At 42.6% G+C, this 21,016-nt stretch carries 15 protein-coding genes, 10 tRNA genes and 1 rRNA gene; 24 read left to right on the forward strand and 2 right to left on the reverse strand.

The genetic code is table 11. From position 1 onward, the window contains the following. Positions 1–2 precede the first annotated feature (2 nt). The 15 genes from rrf to NE664_09015 all read left to right on the forward strand — a co-directional run bounded on the left by rrf (position 3) and on the right by NE664_09015 (position 11,088). Positions 3–120, forward strand: a 5S ribosomal RNA gene (gene rrf / locus NE664_08945). A 7-nt stretch (positions 121–127) separates the two neighbouring features. Beyond that, a tRNA-Pro gene (locus NE664_08950) sits at positions 128–202 on the forward strand. 25 nt (positions 203–227) lie between these two features. Further along, positions 228–301: transfer RNA gene (locus NE664_08955), tRNA-His, on the forward strand. A gap of 22 nt (positions 302–323) precedes the next feature. Then, positions 324–396 (forward strand) — tRNA-Lys (locus NE664_08960). A gap of 32 nt (positions 397–428) precedes the next feature. Further along, positions 429–512: transfer RNA gene (locus tag NE664_08965), tRNA-Leu, on the forward strand. A gap of 5 nt (positions 513–517) precedes the next feature. Beyond that, positions 518–589, forward strand: a tRNA-Gly gene (locus tag NE664_08970). A 148-nt stretch (positions 590–737) separates the two neighbouring features. Further along, positions 738–809: transfer RNA gene (locus NE664_08975), tRNA-Gln, on the forward strand. A gap of 195 nt (positions 810–1,004) precedes the next feature. Next, positions 1,005–1,076, forward strand: a tRNA-Gln gene (locus tag NE664_08980). 754 nt (positions 1,077–1,830) lie between these two features. Beyond that, positions 1,831–7,989 (forward strand): S-layer homology domain-containing protein, encoded by a 6,159-nt coding sequence (locus NE664_08985; GenBank protein ID MCQ4726780.1) that lies wholly within the window; start codon positions 1,831–1,833, stop codon positions 7,987–7,989. A gap of 401 nt (positions 7,990–8,390) precedes the next feature. Continuing rightward, complete coding sequence (locus tag NE664_08990; protein ID MCQ4726781.1) at positions 8,391–8,906, forward strand: GNAT family N-acetyltransferase; 516 nt, start codon at positions 8,391–8,393, stop codon at positions 8,904–8,906. A 10-nt stretch (positions 8,907–8,916) separates the two neighbouring features. Next, the gene (locus NE664_08995) at positions 8,917–9,810 is read left to right on the forward strand and encodes a radical SAM protein (protein MCQ4726782.1); all 894 of its coding nucleotides are present in this window, start codon (positions 8,917–8,919) and stop codon (positions 9,808–9,810) included. A gap of 96 nt (positions 9,811–9,906) precedes the next feature. Continuing rightward, positions 9,907–10,791: a DMT family transporter gene (locus tag NE664_09000; GenBank protein ID MCQ4726783.1), complete on the forward strand. Its 885-nt coding sequence runs from the start codon at positions 9,907–9,909 to the stop codon at positions 10,789–10,791. 59 nt (positions 10,792–10,850) lie between these two features. Further along, a tRNA-Leu gene (locus tag NE664_09005) sits at positions 10,851–10,934 on the forward strand. A 5-nt stretch (positions 10,935–10,939) separates the two neighbouring features. Next, positions 10,940–11,011, forward strand: a tRNA-Gly gene (locus NE664_09010). Positions 11,012–11,016: 5 nt separating this feature from the next. After that, a tRNA-Gln gene (locus tag NE664_09015) sits at positions 11,017–11,088 on the forward strand. Positions 11,089–11,276: 188 nt separating this feature from the next. Here NE664_09015 and NE664_09020 read toward each other — a convergent pair. Beyond that, positions 11,277–11,729: a hypothetical protein gene (locus NE664_09020; protein MCQ4726784.1), complete on the reverse strand. Its 453-nt coding sequence runs from the start codon at positions 11,727–11,729 to the stop codon at positions 11,277–11,279. A gap of 208 nt (positions 11,730–11,937) precedes the next feature. On the opposite strand from NE664_09020, the gene NE664_09025 reads away from it, so the two are divergent. From NE664_09025 to tsaD, 5 genes are read left to right on the forward strand one after another with little or no spacing between them, the layout of a single operon-like run. Then, positions 11,938–12,849, forward strand: coding sequence for a ribonuclease Z (locus NE664_09025; protein ID MCQ4726785.1), 912 nt, complete (start codon positions 11,938–11,940; stop codon positions 12,847–12,849). Positions 12,850–12,903: 54 nt separating this feature from the next. Beyond that, entirely contained in the window at positions 12,904–13,458 is a 555-nt protein-coding gene (locus NE664_09030; GenBank protein MCQ4726786.1) for a sigma-70 family RNA polymerase sigma factor, read from the forward strand. Beyond that, complete coding sequence (locus NE664_09035) at positions 13,455–14,009, forward strand: zf-HC2 domain-containing protein (GenBank protein ID MCQ4726787.1); 555 nt, start codon at positions 13,455–13,457, stop codon at positions 14,007–14,009. The genes NE664_09030 and NE664_09035 overlap by 4 nt, the downstream gene beginning before the upstream one ends. Before the next feature lie 37 nt (positions 14,010–14,046). Continuing rightward, complete coding sequence (locus tag NE664_09040; protein ID MCQ4726788.1) at positions 14,047–14,784, forward strand: hypothetical protein; 738 nt, start codon at positions 14,047–14,049, stop codon at positions 14,782–14,784. A gap of 15 nt (positions 14,785–14,799) precedes the next feature. Continuing rightward, positions 14,800–15,831 carry a tRNA (adenosine(37)-N6)-threonylcarbamoyltransferase complex transferase subunit TsaD gene (tsaD, locus tag NE664_09045; GenBank protein ID MCQ4726789.1) on the forward strand — a complete coding sequence of 344 codons (1,032 nt, stop codon included), beginning with the start codon at positions 14,800–14,802 and terminating at the stop codon, positions 15,829–15,831. Positions 15,832–16,056: 225 nt separating this feature from the next. On the opposite strand, the gene NE664_09050 is transcribed toward tsaD, so the two are convergent. After that, positions 16,057–17,178 (reverse strand): ATP-dependent 6-phosphofructokinase, encoded by a 1,122-nt coding sequence (locus NE664_09050; GenBank protein ID MCQ4726790.1) that lies wholly within the window; start codon positions 17,176–17,178, stop codon positions 16,057–16,059. 234 nt (positions 17,179–17,412) lie between these two features. Between NE664_09050 and NE664_09055 the strand changes: the two genes are divergently transcribed. The 4 genes from NE664_09055 to NE664_09070 all read left to right on the forward strand — a co-directional run bounded on the left by NE664_09055 (position 17,413) and on the right by NE664_09070 (position 20,513). Further along, complete coding sequence (locus tag NE664_09055) at positions 17,413–17,970, forward strand: sugar O-acetyltransferase (protein ID MCQ4726791.1); 558 nt, start codon at positions 17,413–17,415, stop codon at positions 17,968–17,970. Between the two features lie 2 nt (positions 17,971–17,972). Beyond that, positions 17,973–18,482 carry an HD domain-containing protein gene (locus NE664_09060; protein MCQ4726792.1) on the forward strand — a complete coding sequence of 170 codons (510 nt, stop codon included), beginning with the start codon at positions 17,973–17,975 and terminating at the stop codon, positions 18,480–18,482. A 69-nt stretch (positions 18,483–18,551) separates the two neighbouring features. After that, complete coding sequence (gene murA / locus NE664_09065) at positions 18,552–19,811, forward strand: UDP-N-acetylglucosamine 1-carboxyvinyltransferase (protein ID MCQ4726793.1); 1,260 nt, start codon at positions 18,552–18,554, stop codon at positions 19,809–19,811. A 297-nt stretch (positions 19,812–20,108) separates the two neighbouring features. Further along, positions 20,109–20,513: a hemerythrin family protein gene (locus NE664_09070; GenBank protein MCQ4726794.1), complete on the forward strand. Its 405-nt coding sequence runs from the start codon at positions 20,109–20,111 to the stop codon at positions 20,511–20,513. Positions 20,514–21,016 lie beyond the last annotated feature (503 nt).

Raw genomic sequence — 21,016 nt, forward strand, 5'->3', positions numbered from 1 at the left:
TATCTGGTGATGATGCGTCTATGGGGCACACCCGTTTCCATGCCGAACACGATGGTTAAGACATAGACGGCCGATGATACTTGGTGGGAAGCCGCCTGGGAAAGTAGGTGGTTGCCAGATTCAAAAACGGGGTGTAGCGTAGCTTGGCTAGCGCGCCTGATTTGGGATCAGGAGGTCGCAGGTTCAAATCCTGTCACCCCGAGTTTAAAAGATTTGAACCTTTTATGGTGGGTATGGCGCAGTTGGTTAGCGCGCCAGATTGTGGCTCTGGAGGCCGTGGGTTCGAATCCCACTATCCACCCTTAGATTAAGTAAACTTATATGGGTCACTAGCTCAGTTGGTAGAGCACTGGACTTTTAATCCAGGTGTCTCGGGTTCGAGCCCCGAGTGACTCATTTTTTAAATTTTATATTTTACAATTTAATAAGCAGTCGTGGCGGAATTGGCATACGCGCTAGACTAAGGATCTAGTCCGGGTTTCTGGGTAGGGGTTCAAGTCCCCTCGACTGCATATATGCGCGAATGGCTCAGTGGTAGAGCATCGCCTTGCCAAGGCGAGGGCCGCGAGTTCGAATCTCGTTTCGCGCTTTTTTTACAAACATGAGAAAGTCCCACATATCGGAAAATGGGACTTTCTAGTTGTTTTAAATACTGATGGAAAATGCTGTTTAAAATTAAGGTTTTGATATTATTTCATTAAATATTTAGGCAGCCTTCTGAAGTTATCAATATTTAATGGGCTATCGCCAAGCGGTAAGGCACAGGACTTTGACTCCTGCATTCGCTGGTTCGAATCCAGCTAGCCCAGCTCATTGAATATTTATTGTGAAGATATATTGTTGTATAGAAATGGAAAACTGATAAGATCCTGTACAGTGGATTTTATGTGATAAATAGATATTAAGAAACGCTGTATAGATATTTTTAGTTTTGTTACTATTATCGGTAACATAATATTTTTGTTTATTTAGCAATTTTTAAGGATTATATTTTAATATAATGATGGGGTATCGCCAAGCGGTAAGGCAACGGATTCTGATTCCGTCATTCGCAGGTTCAAATCCTGCTACCCTAGTTTTGAAGGCTGTTATGCATGGCATTATGCATGACAGCTTTTTAAGTTTCTGCTTTTATAAGGCATTTAATTTTTATGAAAAAATAAATATATAAAAGTTTTCCGCGTTTCCGTGTTGTATATGCTTGCTGTGGGATACGTTGCGCCTTGAAGTGAAAAAATTTTTTCATTTGTGAGGTCGGAGAGTTTTAACGCCTGTTAAAACTGTGTGCTCTTGTAAACTGAAGTTAGGAGCCAATTAAACCGAAATCCATTCAGCGTAATATGAATAATGTTTTATTAAGTGGAAGATTTTGTGTTTTTAGTTAATAAATTATATAACTGTGACGATATAATATATGAGGACTGTAATTGATTTTTGTGATAAATACATATTTTTTTAAATAGTGAATTTTATTTCGTTTGATTTGCAATTTTTTATTATATATTATTATATGTTAATAAAAATTACAAATTAAAATGGTATTTTTATTTTGGACATGTTGTAGTAGGTGCGTACATTTTTAATGATCAATATCAAATTTTCAAATTTTCTTTCGGAAAACATTTCGAGTTGTAATTTTCATACGGTTCGTGTGTAGATTTGACAGAAATTTGCCTTTTAAAAGCAAAGAACGGATATACAGGAATAGTCGAAACTTTGTCAATTGTTTTTGATGGCTCCGGTAAGCCGGTAATTTTTGACTTAACCATGTATGCCATAGTTTATATAAGGTATTGTTATGGTAATGATTTTTAATGTTTGGAGGTAAATATGGGACTAGGAAAACACAGGAAGCTTATTGCAATGTTGGTGTGTTCTTTGGCGGTCAGCCAGGCGGGTATGCCGTTTGTATATGCTGATGTTGAAGATGATGCTTTAATGAATGACAAAGAAATAAGTATATTCCTCGAGCACGGCGGAGATCTTTATGAGCTTTTTGAAAACGGGCTTATTACAAAGGAACAATTTAACGAATTTTCAAAAATTGACGGGGAAAAATCCGATGATGAAGAACCGATTGAAGGAAGCGTAGAGCCTGACGGGAATATAGAAGAAGAAGGAACTGGAGAAGGAAGCGCAGAGCCTGACGGTAATGCAGAAGGAGAAGGAACTGGAGAAGGAAGCGCAGAGCCTGACGGAAATATAGAAGGAGAAGGAACTTGCGAGGAAAGCGTAGAGCCTGACGGGAATGTGGAAGGAGAAGGAACCGGAGAAGGAAGCGCAGAGCCTGACGGGAATATAGAAGAAGAAGGAACTGGAGAAGGAAGCGCAGAGCCTGACGGAAATATAGAAGGAGAAGGAACTGGAGAAGGAAGCGCAGAGCCTGACAGTAATGTGGAAGGAGAAGGAACTGGAGAAGGAAGCGCAGAACTTGACGGGAATATAGAAGGAGAAGGAACTGGAGAAGGAAACGCAGAGCCTGACGGTAATGCAGAAGGAGAAGGAACTGGAGAAGGAAGCGCAGAGCCTGACGGTAATGCAGAAGGAGAAGGAACTGGAGAAGGAAGCGCAGAACTTGACGGGAATATAGAAGGGGCCGGTGAAAGCAATGTAAATATGAGCACATCTCCGGAAAATAACATGATGAATTCACTCCCTAATGCGTCAGAAGGCCTGCAGGAAGTTCCTATACTTGAGGATGAGGCCGAAATTATGTTCCTTCAGGATTTGGCGGCAGGCGGTTCTGTAGAGGTTTCAACTCATGCTCAGTTTGTAAAGGCGCTTAATGATTCCGGAGTTAACGAAATTGTCGTAACAAAAGGGATTACGCTTTCAGGCGACGCCGATAACGGCAACGATCAGAGTCTCATGCCGGTAATGTTCCGCGGTGATTTAACTATAAAGGGCAAAAGCGGTGCCAACGCCAACATATTTTTCCGTTCGCCTATACAGCTTGAGGGCGACAATGTAACATTTAAAGATATAGAACTGAACTTTATTTCAAGCGGCGCTTTAGGCAGTGTTCCCCACAGGGAGATTTTTCTGGCAGGCCATAGCCTGACCCTTGATAATGTAAAATGCTATACTAAAGGCGCCGACGGTTCCTTAGGCGGTTTCGGCGGCACAGAGGAGGAACTGCTGCCCACCATATATGCGGGAGGCTACAAGGGTACGTCCGTTGCAGGCAGCGGCGCAAGCCTCACAATTAAAAATTCCAATGATGATACGGATATAAAGGCTATTTATGCAGGTCATGATGAAGAGCAGTATGAAATGGCGCCGTATAAAGGCGATATAGATATAGAAATAGACTCAAGAGCGTCTGTAAGGGAAGGAATATTCGCAAGCAAAAATAACGGAAATGTAAATATAACCATAAAAGGAAACCAGGATACATGCAGGATAAAAGATTTTGAAGGAAATGATAATACAACGGTTACATTTGACAATATTTTTGTAAACAAGGCGGAGGTTAACGGCGGAAATATAGTCCTTTCAAACGGAACCGTATTTGAACCTGTTTCAAAATCAACTCCAAAAATCAGAAACATTGAGGTTTCAAGCGGAACTACGCTCAACCTTGCATATATGCTTGGAGCTGTTATAGAAGGCGACTTTGCAGGCGGCGGCACATTAATACTTGATAAAGACGATACTCTGACCGTTAACGGGGAAATCAGCGGAACGACTTTATTTAAAACATGGAGCGGCACGGCGGCAACGGGCGGAAGCCTTATCCATGACAGGGATTACATAGTAAGCTCTTCAAAGAATGTAAGCGGCTCAATAGAGCTTGATCCATACTATGGCAAAGACTATGAGCTTGAATATAACGACGGCATTTGGACGGCTAAGAGCAATTTAGTCGGCTTGGAGTTAGATAGTTTTGAGGTGCTTTCAGGGCCGGAATACGTTGATTTCGATACTGTAAAGAAGGAATCGCTTGACAAAGAAATAAAGCCTTCATATATTTTTGCGACGGAATCAAAGGATAAAGAGGGGAATATTTTTCATACTGATTCAGGACTTTATACACATGTATTAAAGAAAGAGGACCTTAATGTGCCTGAAAAAGAAGATTGGTTGATACCGATAAACGTTGAAGAATTTGGCAATTGGAAAAATACTCAAATCTGGGAAGGAAAATATTTTATTTCATTCTATAATGACGCTATTGACACTATAGAAGCCGGAGAGTATGTGGTTTTCTTTGCTGAGGACGAGCTTTTGTCAGAGAACGTGGCGGGCGTCGTTAACAATTCCGTTGGCAGGGCAGAATTTACAATCTACAAAAACGAAGGCTCTGCCTCAAAGGAAATCAAGGCTGAACATGCAGGCGCAGTCCCAACTCAGAAATATACGGGAAGGGAAGTTAAGCCGAAGGTTGACATCACTGTTGACGGCGTAAAGCTTACAGAAGGCAAGGATTATGTTTTAAAATATAATAACAACATAAACGTGACAACCGACGGAGCAAAGGCTAATATAACCGTAGAAGGCATAGGCGAATACAGCGGAAGTTTTGCGCTTGAATTTGATATTGCAAAAGGCGAAACAGAAACGGAAAATGCCGTTACTGCCGAAAAAGCGGAATATACATACGGCGACACAGTAAGGCTTACATTTACGGCAGCGCCTAAGAAGGATGCAAACCAGCCTGCTATGCTTGCCGCCGCAGAGAATAAGGCTGAATTTTATTACGGCGATAAGCTTTTGGGTACGGCTGATGTTGTAAACGGCAAGGCTGTGCTTTTATATGACACAAGAAAACGGTTTGTGCCTGTGGGCGCGGCTGATATTACAATCAAATTCGGCGGCAGCAGTCAGCTTGAGGCGGCTGAATTTACGGCACAGGATATATTTATATTGAACAAAAAAAAGCTTGGGCTTAAGGATATTGCGAGCATTTCAATGGAAAGTTTCGTTTATAACGGTTCTAAAAAAGATTCCTCAATAACGGACATAAACTGGAATGACCCTTCCGTTTCGGGCATAACTTTTGAAGGCAGAGCAGAGCTTAGCTCGCCGAATGCAGGCGTATATTCAAAAGCAAATATAATAAGCCTCAAAGCTACGGGAAAAACAAACGATTGGTATGATACGACAAACTTTGCGGGAAATTTCAATGATGTAACCGTAAGTCCTGAAGTTGTTATAAGGAAAGCGCCCAGTGCAGGAACTGTGTTTAAAACATTGACGTTTAATGCGGCCGAGAACGGCGCAAGCCTTGAGTTTGACAACAGCATAGTGCCTGACGGGTATGAAGTGGTAAACGTTACAGAAGGCAGTGCAAGCAATTACGGTAATGTCGTATCAAATGTAGCTGTGACAAATGATAAGGTTACGTTTAATGTTTCGGGAACTGACGGCCGCGGCACAATTAATGCTGTTTTTGAATTTAAAAACCACGAAAATATCAGCCTTATGATAGATGTGGTAAAGACTTCAAAAACGCAGGTGGACGCAGGCTTCAAAATAAACGACATGGAGTACAGCGGCTTGCCTTATGATGCATGGGAAATAGGCGCCGGCTACAGCAAGGATGACGTTACGGCAACCTACTATGATATAGACGAACAGAAGGAACTTAGCACGGCTCCTGTAAATGCGGGAAGGTATAGCGTTAATCTAAGGCTTGAAACGGCAGATTCCTTTGCCGAAGCAAACGGCGAATTTGAAATAACGAAAAAACAGGTGGATCTTAAAGCCGTTGACAGGACGATAAAAGCCGGGAATAATGCGCCGAACCTTGATAACCCGCAGGAGGGCGTGGATTATGAATTTACATCGGGCAAACCGTCCGAAAATATCGGCAGTATAAAAATGACATATGACCAAACTCCGAATACGGATGCGGCGGGAAAATATGAAATATTGATAGGCATCCCTGTGTTATTAAATGAAAACTATTCCGTAAATGCGGTAAGCGGTTGGCTTACTGTTGAGTCCGATGCGCCTGTTGTGGAATATGACATAAAGGTAAAAGGCGGCCATGCGGATACCGTTAAGGCGTCGGCAGGAGAAAAGGTAACAATAACGGCTGAAGAGCCGCAGGGCAAGGATTTTGTACGCTGGGTAACAACAAGCGCCGGAGTAACAATAGCCGATCCCGAAAGCGCGGTTACAACGTTCACAATGCCTGCAAACAACGTGGAAATAACGGCGGAGTTTAAGGATGAAGAGGCGCAGCGTTATGATATAAAGGTAACGGGCGGCCATGCGGATACTGTTAAGGCGTCGGCAGGAGAAAAGGTAACAATAACGGCTGAAGAGCCGCAGGGCAAGGAGTTTGTGCGCTGGAACACAACAAGCGCCGGAGTAACAATAGCCGATCCCGAAAGCGCGGTTACAACGTTCACAATGCCTGCAAACAACGTGGAAATAACGGCGGAGTTTAAGGATGAAGAGGCGCAGCGTTATGATATAAAGGTAACGGGCGGCCATGCGGATAAGCTTAAGGCGTCGGCAGGAGAAAAGGTAACAATAACGGCTGAGGAGCCGCAGGGCAAGGATTTTGTACGCTGGGAAACAAAAAGCTCCGGAGTAATGTTGGACAATCCGGAAAGTGTGTCGGCTTCATTTATAATGCCGCCAAACAGCATTGAGATAATGGCCGAATTTAAAGATGAAGAAGCGGGACATGTCCCTGTTGAAAAAATAGAAATAAATATGACGGATTTTGTTGTTAGGATAGGCTCTAAGAAAATGATTAAAGCTGCTATAACGCCGGAAAATGCAACCAACAAAGAAGTTGTATGGAGCATAAGCGGCGATGCGGCCGAGATTGTTCCTTTAGACGGCGACAGCAGTTCCGTGTACATTGAAGGAAAAAGCGTAGGTACGGTCACAGTAACCGCAACTTCTGCTGACAGCGGGTTAAGCGCTTCAAGCGTTGTCAATATAAAACGGAAATCAAGCAGTTCGGACAGCGGTTCATCTTCAGGCGGCGGGTCGTCTTCTTCAAACGGTTCGGATAAAGAAACGATAGTTTATGAGGACGGAAGCGAAAAAACTACAACAACCGAAAAAGACGGCACTATAACAGAGGTTACCAAAAAACCTGACGGCACAGTGACGACGGTTATTAAAGAAAAAGACGGTACAAAAAGCACAACCGTTGAATATCCTGACGGCGGGCGTATAGAAGAAACGGTGTTTGCAGACGGCACATCTGTAAGCACAGAGGAAAATACGCAGGGCCAGAGGATTAAAGTTACCCATGAAGGCGACGGCAAGACATACGTTAAAGTATGGCTGGAAAACGAAGGAGAGCTTCAGAAAGTTAAAATAAGAGGCATACAGGGCGGGCAGGAAACGATACCGTATTTTGTAAAAGACGACGGAACTGTTGAATATATAAAATATTCATATATGTCGCCTGACGGTATGGTTGTAATGCTCAGTTCAGACGCCGAATTTGAAGTAAAGGACAACGGAAAAACATTCGGCGACGTTTCGGAAGACGATTGGTATTATGATGCTGTTGCATTTGCCGTTAGCCATGAGTTGTTTTTTGGAACGAATGAAACCGAGTTTTCGCCTGAGGGCAATATGACAAGAGGAATGGCGGCGGAAGTGCTTTACCGCCTTGCAGGAAGGCCGCAGGCAGGAAATAATGTATTTACCGACGTTTCTGAAAACGGCTATTATTCAGACGCCGTTGCATGGGCATACGGCAAAGGCATATTAAGCGGCGTAGGCGACGGAAGATTTATGCCTGACGATCACGTAACAAAAGAACAGCTTGCCGTAATACTTTACATGTACGGCCAAAGCATGGGTATGGAAAATGTATTTGGCGCATACAGCGGCATGGAAGGATATGTGGACGTGTCGCCTTGGGCGGCGGCAAGCGTTGATTGGGCCGTTAAAAACGGCGTAATGACACATAATGTATATAACGGACAGTCGCTTCAGGTTCCGGCTTCAAGAGCTGACGTTGCGGAGATGCTTTATAATTATGTTAAATATGTATGTGCAGATAAATAAGAAAAAGAGCCTGTTTTATAAAGAATTATGTAAACTGATTTGTTTGGCCTCACATATTTATGTCAGCCCCAAAGCATATGCTTTAATTCCGGATATTTATGCGGCCGGATAAGGATGAATTTTTCAGGGCATATGCATTTAAATAAGGATTATGTATGACGTATATTTGTAGGGGGCATAAATCGGGTTTTAAAATACGGCGGATGTTTCGTCAGCGTATTTAGTATGTTAATCTGCATAAGGAGTGTCCCTGTTCCGGGCGTGTTTCGGACAGGGGCATTTTTAATTTATAAATTTTTATGCGGCGACACAGATTAAGATGAAGTTATATGGAAAATATGTGGACATTTTAAATTTATGGTGGTATAATCCATGAAATATTGTTTAAAGAGGTGAAAATAATGGTTATAAGGGCAGCTGTTAAGGATGATATATTCAATATAAGCCGGCTTTACGCTTTAAGCTGGAAAAAAGCATATGTGGGAATTGTTCCTCAGGGATATCTGGACAGGCTTAGAGATGACGCTTGGACAATCAAGTTTGAGGACGATATGGAAAACGGTTGGCTTAAATATAACGTAGCCGTTGAAAACGGATGCATAGTAGGCTGTATTGCTTTTGGGAAGCCGTGCTCCGGACAGGAAACGGGAACATCCGGAAATTATGAAATACAGTCGCTCTATGTACATCCTGATTATTTCAGAAACGGTATAGGATCGGCCCTTATGGAATACGCGTTTTCAAAGATCCGTGAATCCGGCGGAAACGGCGCATATTTGTGGGTAGCCGACAAAAATGATGCGGCAAAAAATTTTTATAATAAGATGGGATTTGAAATTACGGCTAGAAAGCTGGAAGTTGAAATGGACGGGGAAATAATAACCGATTATATGGCCGTAAAAAAGCTTGACGATTAGGAGGAGGCTTTTGGCGTCATTAAAAGAAATAAACTGCTCGGCGGCGGCTGTTCGGGTTAAAGGGGCCTTCCCGTTTAACTGGGATTTAAACGCTTACAGAGGATGCGGCCACGGATGCAAATATTGCTATGCGCTGTATTCCCATGATTATATAGATAAAAGAGGGTCGTATTTTGAAAATATATATGTAAAATCCAATGTTGCCGAAAAACTTGAGGAACAGCTGCAAAGAACGTCATGGAAAAAAGAAATTATAAACTTGGGAGGCGTTACGGACAGCTATCAGCCGTTTGAAAAAGAATATAAAATTATGCCGGAGATACTGCGTATTATGATTAAATATAAAAATCCCGTAATAATTTCGACTAAATCCGAACTGATACTCAGGGATTTTGAGCTTTTTGAAGAACTTTCCAAATCCGCTTTTGTCTGCATAGCCGCAACGGTGACGTGCGCGGACGAAAACATGCGGAGCAAGCTGGAACCGGGAGCGGCAAAAAGTTCCGACAGGTTTAAAATGATTAAGGAATTTTCTAAGGCGGGAATACATACGGGGATACATTTTATGCCTGCCATACCGTTTTTAACAGACAATAAAGAAAATATAAACGGCGTGTTTGAAAGGGCGGCGGAATGCGGGGCGGATTATGCTGTTTACGGGATGCTTAACCTGAGGGGAAAGACAAAAGGATATTTTACAGAGTTTATGAAAAAAGAATTCCCGGAAAAAATGGATTTATTCGTAAAGTATTTTGTGGATAAAAACTACAGGGACGCACATAGAGCCATGGTTTACGGAAATATTGACTCGGCTATGAAGAAATACGGCGTTTCAAAAGATTATCCGGAAGGCATGATGCGAAAAGGATACAAGGAAGCCGAACAGACGTCTCTTTTCGACTGATATGCATGGCGTATTCGGAAAGAAATAAATTGCGGACTTTTGTAATAATCTGAAATATAAAATAAAAGGGATATGTTCAAATATCGGGGGGTTTTTATGAAATTAAGGGACAGTTATCATGTTTATGCGTTTATAACGGTTGTTTTCTGGTCTTTGGCATATGTTTTTTCAAGGCTTGCAATGCAGCATTTTTCACCGTATCCCTTAGGTTTTTTAAGATATATAACAGCGTCGGCGTTTCTTGTGTTTGTTGTGGTTTTTAAAAAGATAAAGCCGCCTGAAATAAAAGATATGCCTTGGTTTGCGGTTTCGGGCGCGGCAGGTTTTTTTATTTATATGCTTACATTTAATAAAGGAACGGGAATGGTGCCTTCGGCTACAAGCAGCGTTATAATTGCAACGGCGCCTATTATGACGGCGCTTATGGCAAGGGTTGTATACAAAGAAAAGCTGAAAGTTCATCAATGGGCGGCTACGGGTATCGAATTTTTCGGTATAATCGTTTTAACGCTTATGGGAGGGGATTTTGCCGTTAACGAAGGAATTATTTGGCTTCTGATGGCGGCGTTTTCTTTAAGCGTTTATAATCTGCTTCAAAGGAAAATGACAAAGATGTATGAGCCTTTAAGAGTTACGGCGTACAGCATATTTTTCGGTACGGCGATGTTATGCATATTTGCCGGGGACGCTTGCAGGGAAGCGGCGTCAGCTTCTTTGGATCAGTTTGTAAATATACTCGTACTGGGCGTTTTGTCAAGCGCACTGGCGTACATATCATGGGCGAAGGCATTTTCAAAGGCGGAAAATACCTCGTCCGTCAGCAATTATATGTTTGTAACCCCTTTTATAACGGCGGTTTTCGGGTTTGTATTTGCCGGAGAAGTACCGGATGCGGCGACAGTTGTAGGCGGGGGAATTATTATGTGCGGCGTTTTCCTGTTTTTTAAAGATAATTTTTTTAAACAAAAAGAAACAAAATAACAAAATAATATTGACGTAGTTTTATTTTTGTGGTAATATATTAAAGCTAAATAGAATAAGCAGTCGTGGCGGAATTGGCATACGCGCTAGACTAAGGATCTAGTCCGGGTTTCTGGGTAGGGGTTCAAGTCCCCTCGACTGCATATACGCGCGAATGGCTCAGTGGTAGAGCATCGCCTTGCCAAGGCGAGGGCCGCGAGTTCGAATCTCGTTTCGCGCTTATAATGGGGTATCGCCAAGCGGTAAGGCAACGGATTCTGATTCCGTCATTCGCAGGTTCAAATCCTGCTACCCTAGTTTGAAAACCATCCTTGGTTAAGGATGGTTTTTTTGTGCGGAAATATTCGGTTACAGGATTTTATGGAGCGGTATGCGCACCCGGCGGGATTTTAGGGCGCATTGACGTTTGAAAACATGCGGACGGAATGATGCGGATATTAAATCGGATTTTAAAACGGCATGCGCACGGTTTTCGATGCGCACGCTTAGTATTCAAGATAGTCGGGCGGAGGAAAAGGAATTGCAGAATCGCCTTTATTAAGCCCGTATTTATCCCATGAAGAAAGATATTTGTAAGACGCAGTATAGGAGTCGCCGTCTATGCAAAGATAAGTGTTGCCGTTGTTTACAACGGTATGTATTGTTCCGTCGGACGCGGTTATATAAAGTATTGTCCCGCCGCCGGCTATTGGTTCCGGGGACGGTTCGTATTTTCCGTTTGACGAGTTAATCAGCGCTACGATTTCTTTGTATTCGCTTTTGTCAAACAGCTTGTATCTTTCGTTTTCCGACGAAGGCATTACGGTCATTTCGATTTTTGAAATTTCAGTTTCTTCAAGGCTTTTTGCCCATTTCAGCGACGGACGGCTGTCGTTTACGGCTACTGCCGCCAAGGCAGTAATCAGTAGGGCGGCAAACGCCGTTATTTTTTTATTCATATGATCTCCTCCTTTTATTTTTACGACGTAAATACAAAAGCGGAAGTTCCGCATATTTCAATTATCCGGGCAGTATAAAACAAGGCGCGAATATCATTGGCGGAGTTATTTTTTTGTTAATAAAATCTATTTTTAACTTACTGTTTAAAAAAGGGGCTGTTTATGATAAAATAATATTTCAGATAACTTTAAGAAAGGGAGTGGCTGAATGCTTGATATTTCGCTTCTGGGCACCGGAGGCATGGCGCCTATGCCTAAAAGGTTCCTATCGTCTATGATTGCAAGGCTTAACGGCAGGCTTATTATCATAGACTGCGGGGAGGGGACGCAGGTTTCCCTCAAAAACCTTGGCTGGGGATTTAAGGCCGTAGACGCGGTATTGTTTACACACTTCCATGCCGACCATATTTCAGGGCTTCCGGGCATGCTCCTTGCCATAGGCAATTCGGGCAGGACTGAGCCGCTGAAGCTTATAGGGCCAAAAGGCCTTATATATGTTGTGGAAGGCCTGAGGCGTATTGCGCAGGAACTCCCTTTTGAAATTGAATATATCGAAATTGACGAAAAATATGAAAAAGCCTTAAATATAAGCGGCTTTACCATAGAGTGGATGTTTGTGGAACATTCGGTAAAATGCGCCGCATATAAAATCAGCGTTTTAAGGGCAGGAAAGTTTGACGTTTCAAAAGCAAAAGCGCTGGGGCTTCCGAGGGAGCTTTGGGGAAGGCTTCAAAAAGGCGGCGATATAACGTACAACGGGCGTTTTTATACTAAAGATATGGTTTTGGGAGCGGCGAGAAAACCAATAAGCGTCGTTTTCTGCACCGACAGCCGTCCTGTAGAAGGCTTAAAGGGATTTGCCGCCGGAAGCGACCTGTTTATATGCGAAGGAATGTATGGGGAAAATGAAAAGCTTGATAAGGCAAAGGAAAATAAGCATATGCTTTTCAGCGAAGCGGCTGAAATTGCAAAGCAGGCCGACGTATGCGAGCTATGGCTGACGCATTTCAGCCCGGCTATGAACGAACCGTGTGAATTTTTGGAAAATGCTGCAAGTATATTTGAAAATACTGTTATAGGATATGACAATTTAACAAAGACAATTATTTTTAAAGACTGACTTATCAGACATTTACAAAAAATTAACGTATTTTATTTATGAGATGGAGAAAAAATGGCTAAGACGGACTATGAACTTGTTCAGGAATGTATTAACGGGGATACGTTTGCATTTGAGGAACTTCTCGGAAGGTATAAAAACCTTGTATATTCGGTCGTCCTGCGTATGGTAAACGACTCGGAGGACGCAAATGATATTGCCCAGGAAGTTTTTATCAAAGTTTATAAAAATATTTCTAAATACAGCCCTGAATTTAAGTTCTCAACTTGGATTATAAAAATTGCCACAAACTCGGTTATTGACTTCAGGCGTAAGAAAAAGCCGGAATGTATAGACATTGACGATATGGTTTTTGAGCCGTCGGGAAATGAAACGCCTGAAACAAGCTATATCGAAGGAGAGGGAAAGCGCGAGCTTTCCTCGGCTATTGAAAAGCTTCCGGATATGTATAAGGTACCTATTGTGCTTTACCATATCGAAGATATGTCATATCAGGAAATATCCGAAGCTGTCGGCATTTCCCTTTCGAAAGTCAAAAACAGGATTTTCAGGGGAAGGAAAATACTTAAAGATATTATAATTTCTGAAAAAGAGGGTGGAAAGCCTTGAAATGCGAAGATGCTGAAATGCTTATGATGAAATATATGGACGGCGAGATAAACGAAATAGAAGCCGAAAGCCTTAACGGGCATTTGCTTGTTTGCCCCAAATGCCGTCAGGCGTTTGAGGTTTATGATTCCATGTTAAGCGGGATGTCTGAAATGGAAACGGCGGAGGCGCCGGAGGGGTTTGAAAACGCCGTTATGATGAAAATAAGGGCTATTGAAAAGCCGGAACCAGTTTATTCGAGCAGGGACAAGTTTAAAATACGCTTCGGCGGAAGCTTTGCCGCCGTGCTTTTTATTGGCCTTATGCTTATGGCATACAGGGACGATATAATCGGCGTACTTTCATTAAACCAATATACGGCGGGCAGAGTTGAGGGGCTTAAAGCGTTTTCTGAAATGATCGCCATGCAGGCCGAAACATTTATGATGTTTTTTAACAATGTTATTGAAAGCGTGAACGCGGTATTGGCTTCGGGAAGCTTATTTATTGCCGGCGGAATAGTGGCTCTTTGCGCCGTGCAGGCATTTTTGGCAAGGAAGAAAAACAGGTGATATTATAATTTTAAAGGTTAAAGGAACTGGATAATTAATGATTAATAAAAAGACTATATTCCAAATATCCGCGTGTCTTATAGTTTGTTCATTTATACTTGGCATAAGAAAATTTATGGATTATCCGCAGGAAGTAATTGCGGCTGTAAAAATGATTGAAGACGGGGTAGCCGGTATAATTACGGTTTTAAAACTTCAGCAGATAGTTGAATTTTTAAGTAAGCTGCCTGTTTCAGTTGTGTTTTGCTCCATAGGCGCCGTGTTTTTTGCCGTTGGCATGGCCGCTGTAAAATTGTTGCCGAAAAAGGTTAAAATGGGTTCCGATATTGTGTATTTAAATCTTGACGGCGTTATCAAGATGGGGCTTTTAATATACGTTATGCGTCTTGTCTTAACCCTTGTTTTTGTATTTTCCGTTGTGGGCATACCGGTTGCGATTGTTATAACGGCTGTTTTTGCCGTAATAAATTTAATCGGTTTTGTCCCGGTCGCTGTGTTTATCGGACATACCATACAGGAAATGGCAAACGGTTCAGACAGAAGGCTTATTTATAATTATACTTTGGGCGCGCTTTTTATGCTCCTTTGCATAAATGTTTACGCCGTTGGCAGTACGTTTATGTTTTTTATATTCCCGGTACTTTCATTCGGGGCTTTTGCTATGATTGTAAGCAGAAAGCCCTTGGGGGCCAAACTGCCTCCTGATGAAAGCGGCGAGGGCAAAAATAAATTTGACAGAGAAAAAATACGGGATATAATAACTAATGGGCTTTAATAAAAGGAGGCGGCTATGGCTTTGGAGAGTAAAGACGTTATTATACTGGCGGTTGAAAGTTCGTGTGATGAAACGGCGGCGGCCGTCGTTAAAAACGGACGGCACGTTTTAAGCAGCGTAATTTCTTCCCAGATAGATATACATACTGTGTTCGGCGGCGTTGTGCCTGAGATTGCGTCAAGGAAACATATTGAAAATATAGACTATGTTATTAAAAAGGCCATGGATGACGCCGAAATGGCATTTGAAGATTTAACGGCGGTTGCCGTTACATACGGCCCCGGGCTTGTGGGGGCTCTTCTTGTGGGGCTTGCAGAGGCAAAGGCGCTGGCATACGCCGTAAATAAGCCGCTTATCGGGGTGCACCATATAGAAGGGCATATTTGTGCAAATTATATTGAGGATATTAATTTCGAGCCGCCGTATGTCGCCCTTGTTGTTTCCGGGGGACACTCCCATCTTTTGCATGTTAAAGGATATGGCGATTATGAAATAATGGGGCGCACGAGGGATGACGCCGTTGGAGAAGCATATGACAAAGTTGCGCGCGCTATAGGAATGGGCTATCCCGGCGGGCCAAAAATAGATGCGGCGGCAAAAGAAGGAAATCCCGATGCAATAGTTTTTCCGCGGGTTTATCTTGAAGAGGACAGTTTTGATTTCAGCTTCAGCGGCATTAAAAGCGCCGTGCTTAATTATTTGAACAAGGCTAGAATGACGGGCGAACCCATAAATGTAAATGATGTGGCGGCAGGTTTTCAAGAGGCGGTTGTTGAAGTTTTGGTTGAAAAAACAATACGCGCCGCAAGAGCTAGGGGAGTGGAAAAAGTTGCAATGGCGGGAGGAGTTTCGGCAAACTCTTCACTGAGGAAACGTATGCTTGAAAAATGCAGTGAAAACGGTTTTTCCCTTAATGTGCCTTCGCCTGTTTACTGTACGGATAATGCGGCTATGATTGGTTCGGCGGCATATTTTGAGTATGTTAAGGGCGTAAGGGACGGGCTGAACCTTAATGCGAACCCAAATTTGAAGCTGGGGGACAGATAACCCCTGTTTTTGAAAATATTAAACTTTAAAAGGAAAAAACGGTATTAAACGTTTGAAGCATAAAGCGTTAAAAAAACGGAAATAGTTTTGGGATAGATTTATACGGGCTTAAATGCGCGCCGCGGCCGTGTATGCCATTATATAGCGAAATCGCTCTCAAAAAATTAAAACCCCCATTTTACACTGTTTGCTGTGACGGCAGTGTAAAATGGAGGTTATTTTTAATTATTTTTTCCTTGTTACCGGCCTGTCGCCGAATGAAACGCCGAGATCGCGGCATACGTTTACTATCTCGCCTTCCGGATCCACAAGTTTTTGGGAGCCTATAACTTCTTCAAGAGGTACATAGCCTATCTCGCCGCCTTTGATGCGCACCATGTTGCCGAATTTTTCTTCGTGGATTAAGTGAGCCGCATAGGAACCATAGCGGGCTGAAAGTATCCTGTCGTATGGGGAAGTTTCTCCGCCGCGCTGCGTATGGCCGAGTACAACGGGGCGTATTTCGTGTTCTTCGCCTATGCGCTGTTCAAGTTCATAACTGATTTTATGCGCAATGCCTCCGAGACGCACAGGATCCGGGCTGTCCTCGACGATTTTGTTAACTGTCTGCTGTCCGCCTACTTCCCTTGCGCCTTCGGAAACCACTATAATGGTAAAAAGCTTGCCGCGGCTGTCGCGTTCTTTTATTTTCTGTACGACATTATCCAATGTATAAGGTATTTCCGGAAGAAGTATTATGTCGGCGCTTCCCGCAAGGCCGCCGTAAAGCGCAATCCAGCCGGCATTGCGCCCCATTACTTCAACCACTATAACCCTGTGGTGGCTTTCGGCCGTCGTATGGAGCCTTCCGAGCGCTTCCGTAACGATATTTACCGCCGTGTCAAAGCCAAAGGTTCTGTCAGTTGCCATAAGGTCGTTGTCGATTGTTTTCGGAACGCCTATTACGTTTATGCCGAGCCTTGAGAAATCCCTTGCGCTTGTCAATGTACCGTCGCCGCCGAGCACGACAAGGGCGTCAACGCCTTCTTTTTTCAGGTTTTCAACTGCGACTGACGAAACGTCTTTTCTTACCGCAACGCCGTTTTCGATTACTTTATAATCAAAAAGGTTGTCCTTGTTGGAACTGAAAAGTATGGAACCGCCTTTATGAAGTATACCAGTAACGCTTTCCAGGGTAAGCGGCATAAAATCGTTAAGATAAAGGCCCCTGTATCCCATTTTGTAACCTATTAATTCATATCCGTATTTGAGTATGCATGTTTTTGTCAAAGTGTAGATTACGGCGTTTAAGCCCGGGGCGTCGCCCCCGCCTGTCAAAACTGCTATTTTTTTCTTTGCCATAACTATTCCTCCAAAATATTAACTGTAAAACTTTTTCCTATAAATTCCTTACATTATATATCATCATTTTGATATTGTAAAATAAAAAAAATTATATTGCCTATTAATATTTTTACCATTTTCATTGCTTTTTAAGCGGGCTAAAAATTACCACATAAACGGCGGCCGTTTATTTTTGACACTGGTATGATATTATTTTATAATAAATTAAATATAATTTTATGCTCCGGAGGCAATACTATGACTGAAAAGGAAAAAATGATAAAAGGCCTTGACTATAATCCGAAAGACAGGGAACTTGTTGAATTAAATATTAAGGCGAGGCTTATCTGTGAACAATATAACGTCACTTCTGTTACGGAGGGTGAAAAAAGGGAAACGCTGCTGCGTTCGCTTTTTGGGAAAGCGGGAAAGGGAATTTATATTGAACCGTATTTCCACTGTGATTATGGATTTAATATTTCTGTCGGAAACAATTTTTATGCAAATTTTGACGTTACAATACTAGACGTTGCCCCGGTTACAATAGGCGACAACTGTATGATGGCTCCGAAAAGCGGAATATATACCGCAACGCACGATATATATCCGGATAAAAGGAACGGAGGCACCGAGTTTGCAAGGCCGGTAACGATAGGCGACAACTGTTGGATTGGCGCGCATGCAGTTATAAATCCCGGCGTTTCTCTCGGCGACAATGTTGTTGTGGCAAGCGGAGCGGTTGTGACAAAAAGCTTCGGAAACAATGTTGTTATCGGCGGAAACCCTGCGAAAATCATCAAGGTTTTGGAGGTATAGTTATGGAAAAAAGCACGGCTTTACTGATTGATAAAATGATTATGTATAATGCTCCGGATATTCGCCGCGTTAACCATGCGGTAAAGGTTTTGGGGATGTCAGCGGCCATCGGCGTGCGGGAAGGAGTGGAAAGCGGCGGCATGAAACTGCTTGAAGCCGCCGCCGTGCTTCATGATATAGGCATACATAAGGCGGAAGAACTGTATAACAGCACTGCCGGCAGCTATCAGCAGAAGCTGGGGCCCGAAGTTGCGGAGCCAATGCTTTCGGAATGTGGGTTTACCGATGAGGAAACTGAAAGGATATGTTATTTGATAGCTCATCATCATACATACGGCCTTAAAGACGACAAAATACTTCAGATACTTATTGAGGCGGATTTTATAGTTAATATAGACGAGGGCAATATGTTTGACGGCAATAAATACGAAAGCATTTACAAAAAAATATTTGAAACAGATACGGGCAAAAAATATTTGAACGCTCTGCTTAGCGGGAAATTAGGGGAATAACTCAATTTTTGTAAAGAGTAGGCCTTTAAATAACGGGACATAATAAATCTTTGTAAGGGGGATTTTATTATGTCTAAATATATTATAAAAAAGTGCCCGCGTCTGGAAGGGCAGGTTGAAATAAGCGGCGCAAAAAATGCCGTTCTTCCCATACTTGCGGCATGTATACTTACAGAAAAAGAATGCGTCATAAATTCCGTGCCGCCGCTTGCCGATGTTTTTGTTATGCTGGAGATACTTAAATCTCTCGGCGCGGAAGTTAGTTATGACCAAAGCGCCAAAAAGGCAAAAATAAAGGCTGAGCGTATTTTGCGGGCAAAAGAGGAATACGACCTTGCGGGAAAACTGCGGGCGTCGTTTCTGATAATGGGCCCGCTTCTTGCCCGGAAAGGGCGCGCTAAAATACCGCTTCCGGGAGGCTGTCAAATAGGAACAAGGCCCGTTGACCTGCATTTAAAAGGATTTACGGAGCTAGGCGCCAAAACCAGACAGCTTCATGGTTTTATAGAGGCAAGATGCCATAAGCTTACAGGAGAACATATACACCTTGATTTTCCGAGCGTAGGGGCAACAGAAAATATAATGATGGCCGCCGTTATGGCGGAAGGCGTTACGGTTATCGAAAATGCCGCCGTTGAACCCGAAATAGTTGATTTGGCGGAATTTCTTAATAAAATGGGCGCAAAAATATCTGATTACGGCACTAACACCATAACAATAAAAGGGGTAAAATCGCTTAAAGGCGCGCGGCATACTGTGATACCGGACAGGATAGAAGCAGGGACGTTTATGGCCGCCGCCGCGATTACCGGAAGCGAAATAACAATTAAAAACGCCGATATCGATCATCTTGGAGCTATTACGGCTAAGCTCAAGGAGGCTAATGTGGAAACGGAAGTTATAAACGGGGGTTTAAAAGTATATCCGAAAGGGGAACTTACGGCGTTCGACCTTAAAACAATGCCGTATCCCGGCTTTCCTACAGATTTGCAGGCTGTTTTTATGAGCCTTGACGCCGTTGCAAAAGGCACGGGAGTTATAACCGAAACTGTTTTTGAAAACAGGTTCCTTCAGGCAGGAGAGCTTAACCGTATGGGAGCCGACATAAAAACCGACGGCAGGACGGCTGTTGTGGACGGCGTAAAAAAATTAATGGGAACGCAGGTGAAGGCTACGGATCTCCGTGCAGGGGCGGCGCTGATTGTGGCCGCGCTAAAGGCGGAAGGCGAAACGGAGATAGGCGACATATACCATATCGAAAGGGGATACTGTTCTATAGTTGAGAAATTTAAGGGCTTGGGAGCGCAGATCATAAGGGTTGAGGAATAGTATTTCAGGCAAGGAAAGAAAATTATAATTTTTATAACGAACTTATACCGAGAGGGCGGCTTATTTAAGCCGCCTTTTTCGGTTTCTTCAGAAACAAAAGAACTTTGAATCCGTAACTTTAATTCCGTTAATATAAAGCAAAAATACGAATTTAGGATTATTATTATTTGTATATTGAATTATTGGGAATGTATGTTATAATGATTATAAAATAATAATTATTATTGTTTGTTTTAACATATATACAACGTAAAATTTTGGGAAAGTATTATTTTTTTATGTATAGGAGGAATACATATGTCTTACGCTTGGTCTAAAGACCTCGAAACCGGAAACGCCGCTATTGATCAGCAGCACAAAGAGCTTATTAACGCGGTAAATTCTTTACTTGACGCCTGTGCAAAGGGGCAGGGAAGGGAGAAAATCGTTTCAACCCTTAAATTTTTGCAGGATTATACGGTAAAACATTTCGGAGATGAGGAAGCGCTTCAGCTGAAATATAAATATCCCGGCTACAGTACGCATAAAGTTTATCATGAAGAATTTAAAAAGACTATACAGCAGATTGTACAGGAATATCAGTCTACGGGAGCGACTATTACCCTTGTGGCAAAAGTGAACAATAAAGTGGCGTCATGGCTTATAAACCATATTAAAAGGGAAGATGCAAAAGTAGCGGCGCATATTAAGTCGGTGAAATAAAATATTGAATTGGCGGCAGGCGTTAAAATGCCTGCTTTTTTGGTGCAAAGTTTTAGACATATTAAATCCGTTTTATGAAGGTTACTGCCTGGTGATATATGTATACATATGCCGCGCGCGATTTCGGATGAATAATTTCCCATATTGACGGCGGGTCTGTTAATTTAAATTATAAAAAACGGCGGCTGTATAAAAAGATTGGAATTTATGCGGACAGTTTGCGAATAGTTTAACGCTTTATTGGCTTCAGTTTACAAGAGTATACCCGGTTAGCGGCGCAAAAGCTGTGTTAAATCTGCCTTCCGTGGGAACCGTGTCGCCTAACCGTGTTTGCTTTGCTCTTACGCCGATGACGTCCGTTAAAACTCTCCTACATCACAAGGGGAAAATTTTTTTCAGTTCAAGGCGCATATGCGCCGGAACAGCGGTTTATATGGTAAGCGTATGCAACACAGGAAATTTTTTATTTGCGTGGCATGCGTGGCCTTGTAAACTGAATCTAT

Source organism: Anaerotignum faecicola (assembly GCA_024460105.1).
GTDB lineage: Bacteria > Bacillota > Clostridia > Lachnospirales > Anaerotignaceae > JANFXS01.

Excerpts from the sequence above, each read along its gene's own strand:
- NE664_08985 (MCQ4726780.1), top strand. The coding sequence starts at position 1,831 with ATGGGACTAGGAAAACACAGGAAGCTTATTGCAATGTTGGTGTGTTCT.
- NE664_08990 (MCQ4726781.1), top strand. The coding sequence starts at position 8,391 with ATGGTTATAAGGGCAGCTGTTAAGGATGATATATTCAATATAAGCCGG.
- NE664_09000 (MCQ4726783.1), top strand. The coding sequence starts at position 9,907 with ATGAAATTAAGGGACAGTTATCATGTTTATGCGTTTATAACGGTTGTT.
- NE664_09020 (MCQ4726784.1), bottom strand. The coding sequence starts at position 11,729 with ATGAATAAAAAAATAACGGCGTTTGCCGCCCTACTGATTACTGCCTTG.
- NE664_09025 (MCQ4726785.1), top strand. The coding sequence starts at position 11,938 with ATGCTTGATATTTCGCTTCTGGGCACCGGAGGCATGGCGCCTATGCCT.
- NE664_09030 (MCQ4726786.1), top strand. The coding sequence starts at position 12,904 with ATGGCTAAGACGGACTATGAACTTGTTCAGGAATGTATTAACGGGGAT.
- NE664_09040 (MCQ4726788.1), top strand. The coding sequence starts at position 14,047 with ATGATTAATAAAAAGACTATATTCCAAATATCCGCGTGTCTTATAGTT.
- tsaD (MCQ4726789.1), top strand. The coding sequence starts at position 14,800 with ATGGCTTTGGAGAGTAAAGACGTTATTATACTGGCGGTTGAAAGTTCG.
- NE664_09055 (MCQ4726791.1), top strand. The coding sequence starts at position 17,413 with ATGACTGAAAAGGAAAAAATGATAAAAGGCCTTGACTATAATCCGAAA.
- NE664_09060 (MCQ4726792.1), top strand. The coding sequence starts at position 17,973 with ATGGAAAAAAGCACGGCTTTACTGATTGATAAAATGATTATGTATAAT.
- murA (MCQ4726793.1), top strand. The coding sequence starts at position 18,552 with ATGTCTAAATATATTATAAAAAAGTGCCCGCGTCTGGAAGGGCAGGTT.
- NE664_09070 (MCQ4726794.1), top strand. The coding sequence starts at position 20,109 with ATGTCTTACGCTTGGTCTAAAGACCTCGAAACCGGAAACGCCGCTATT.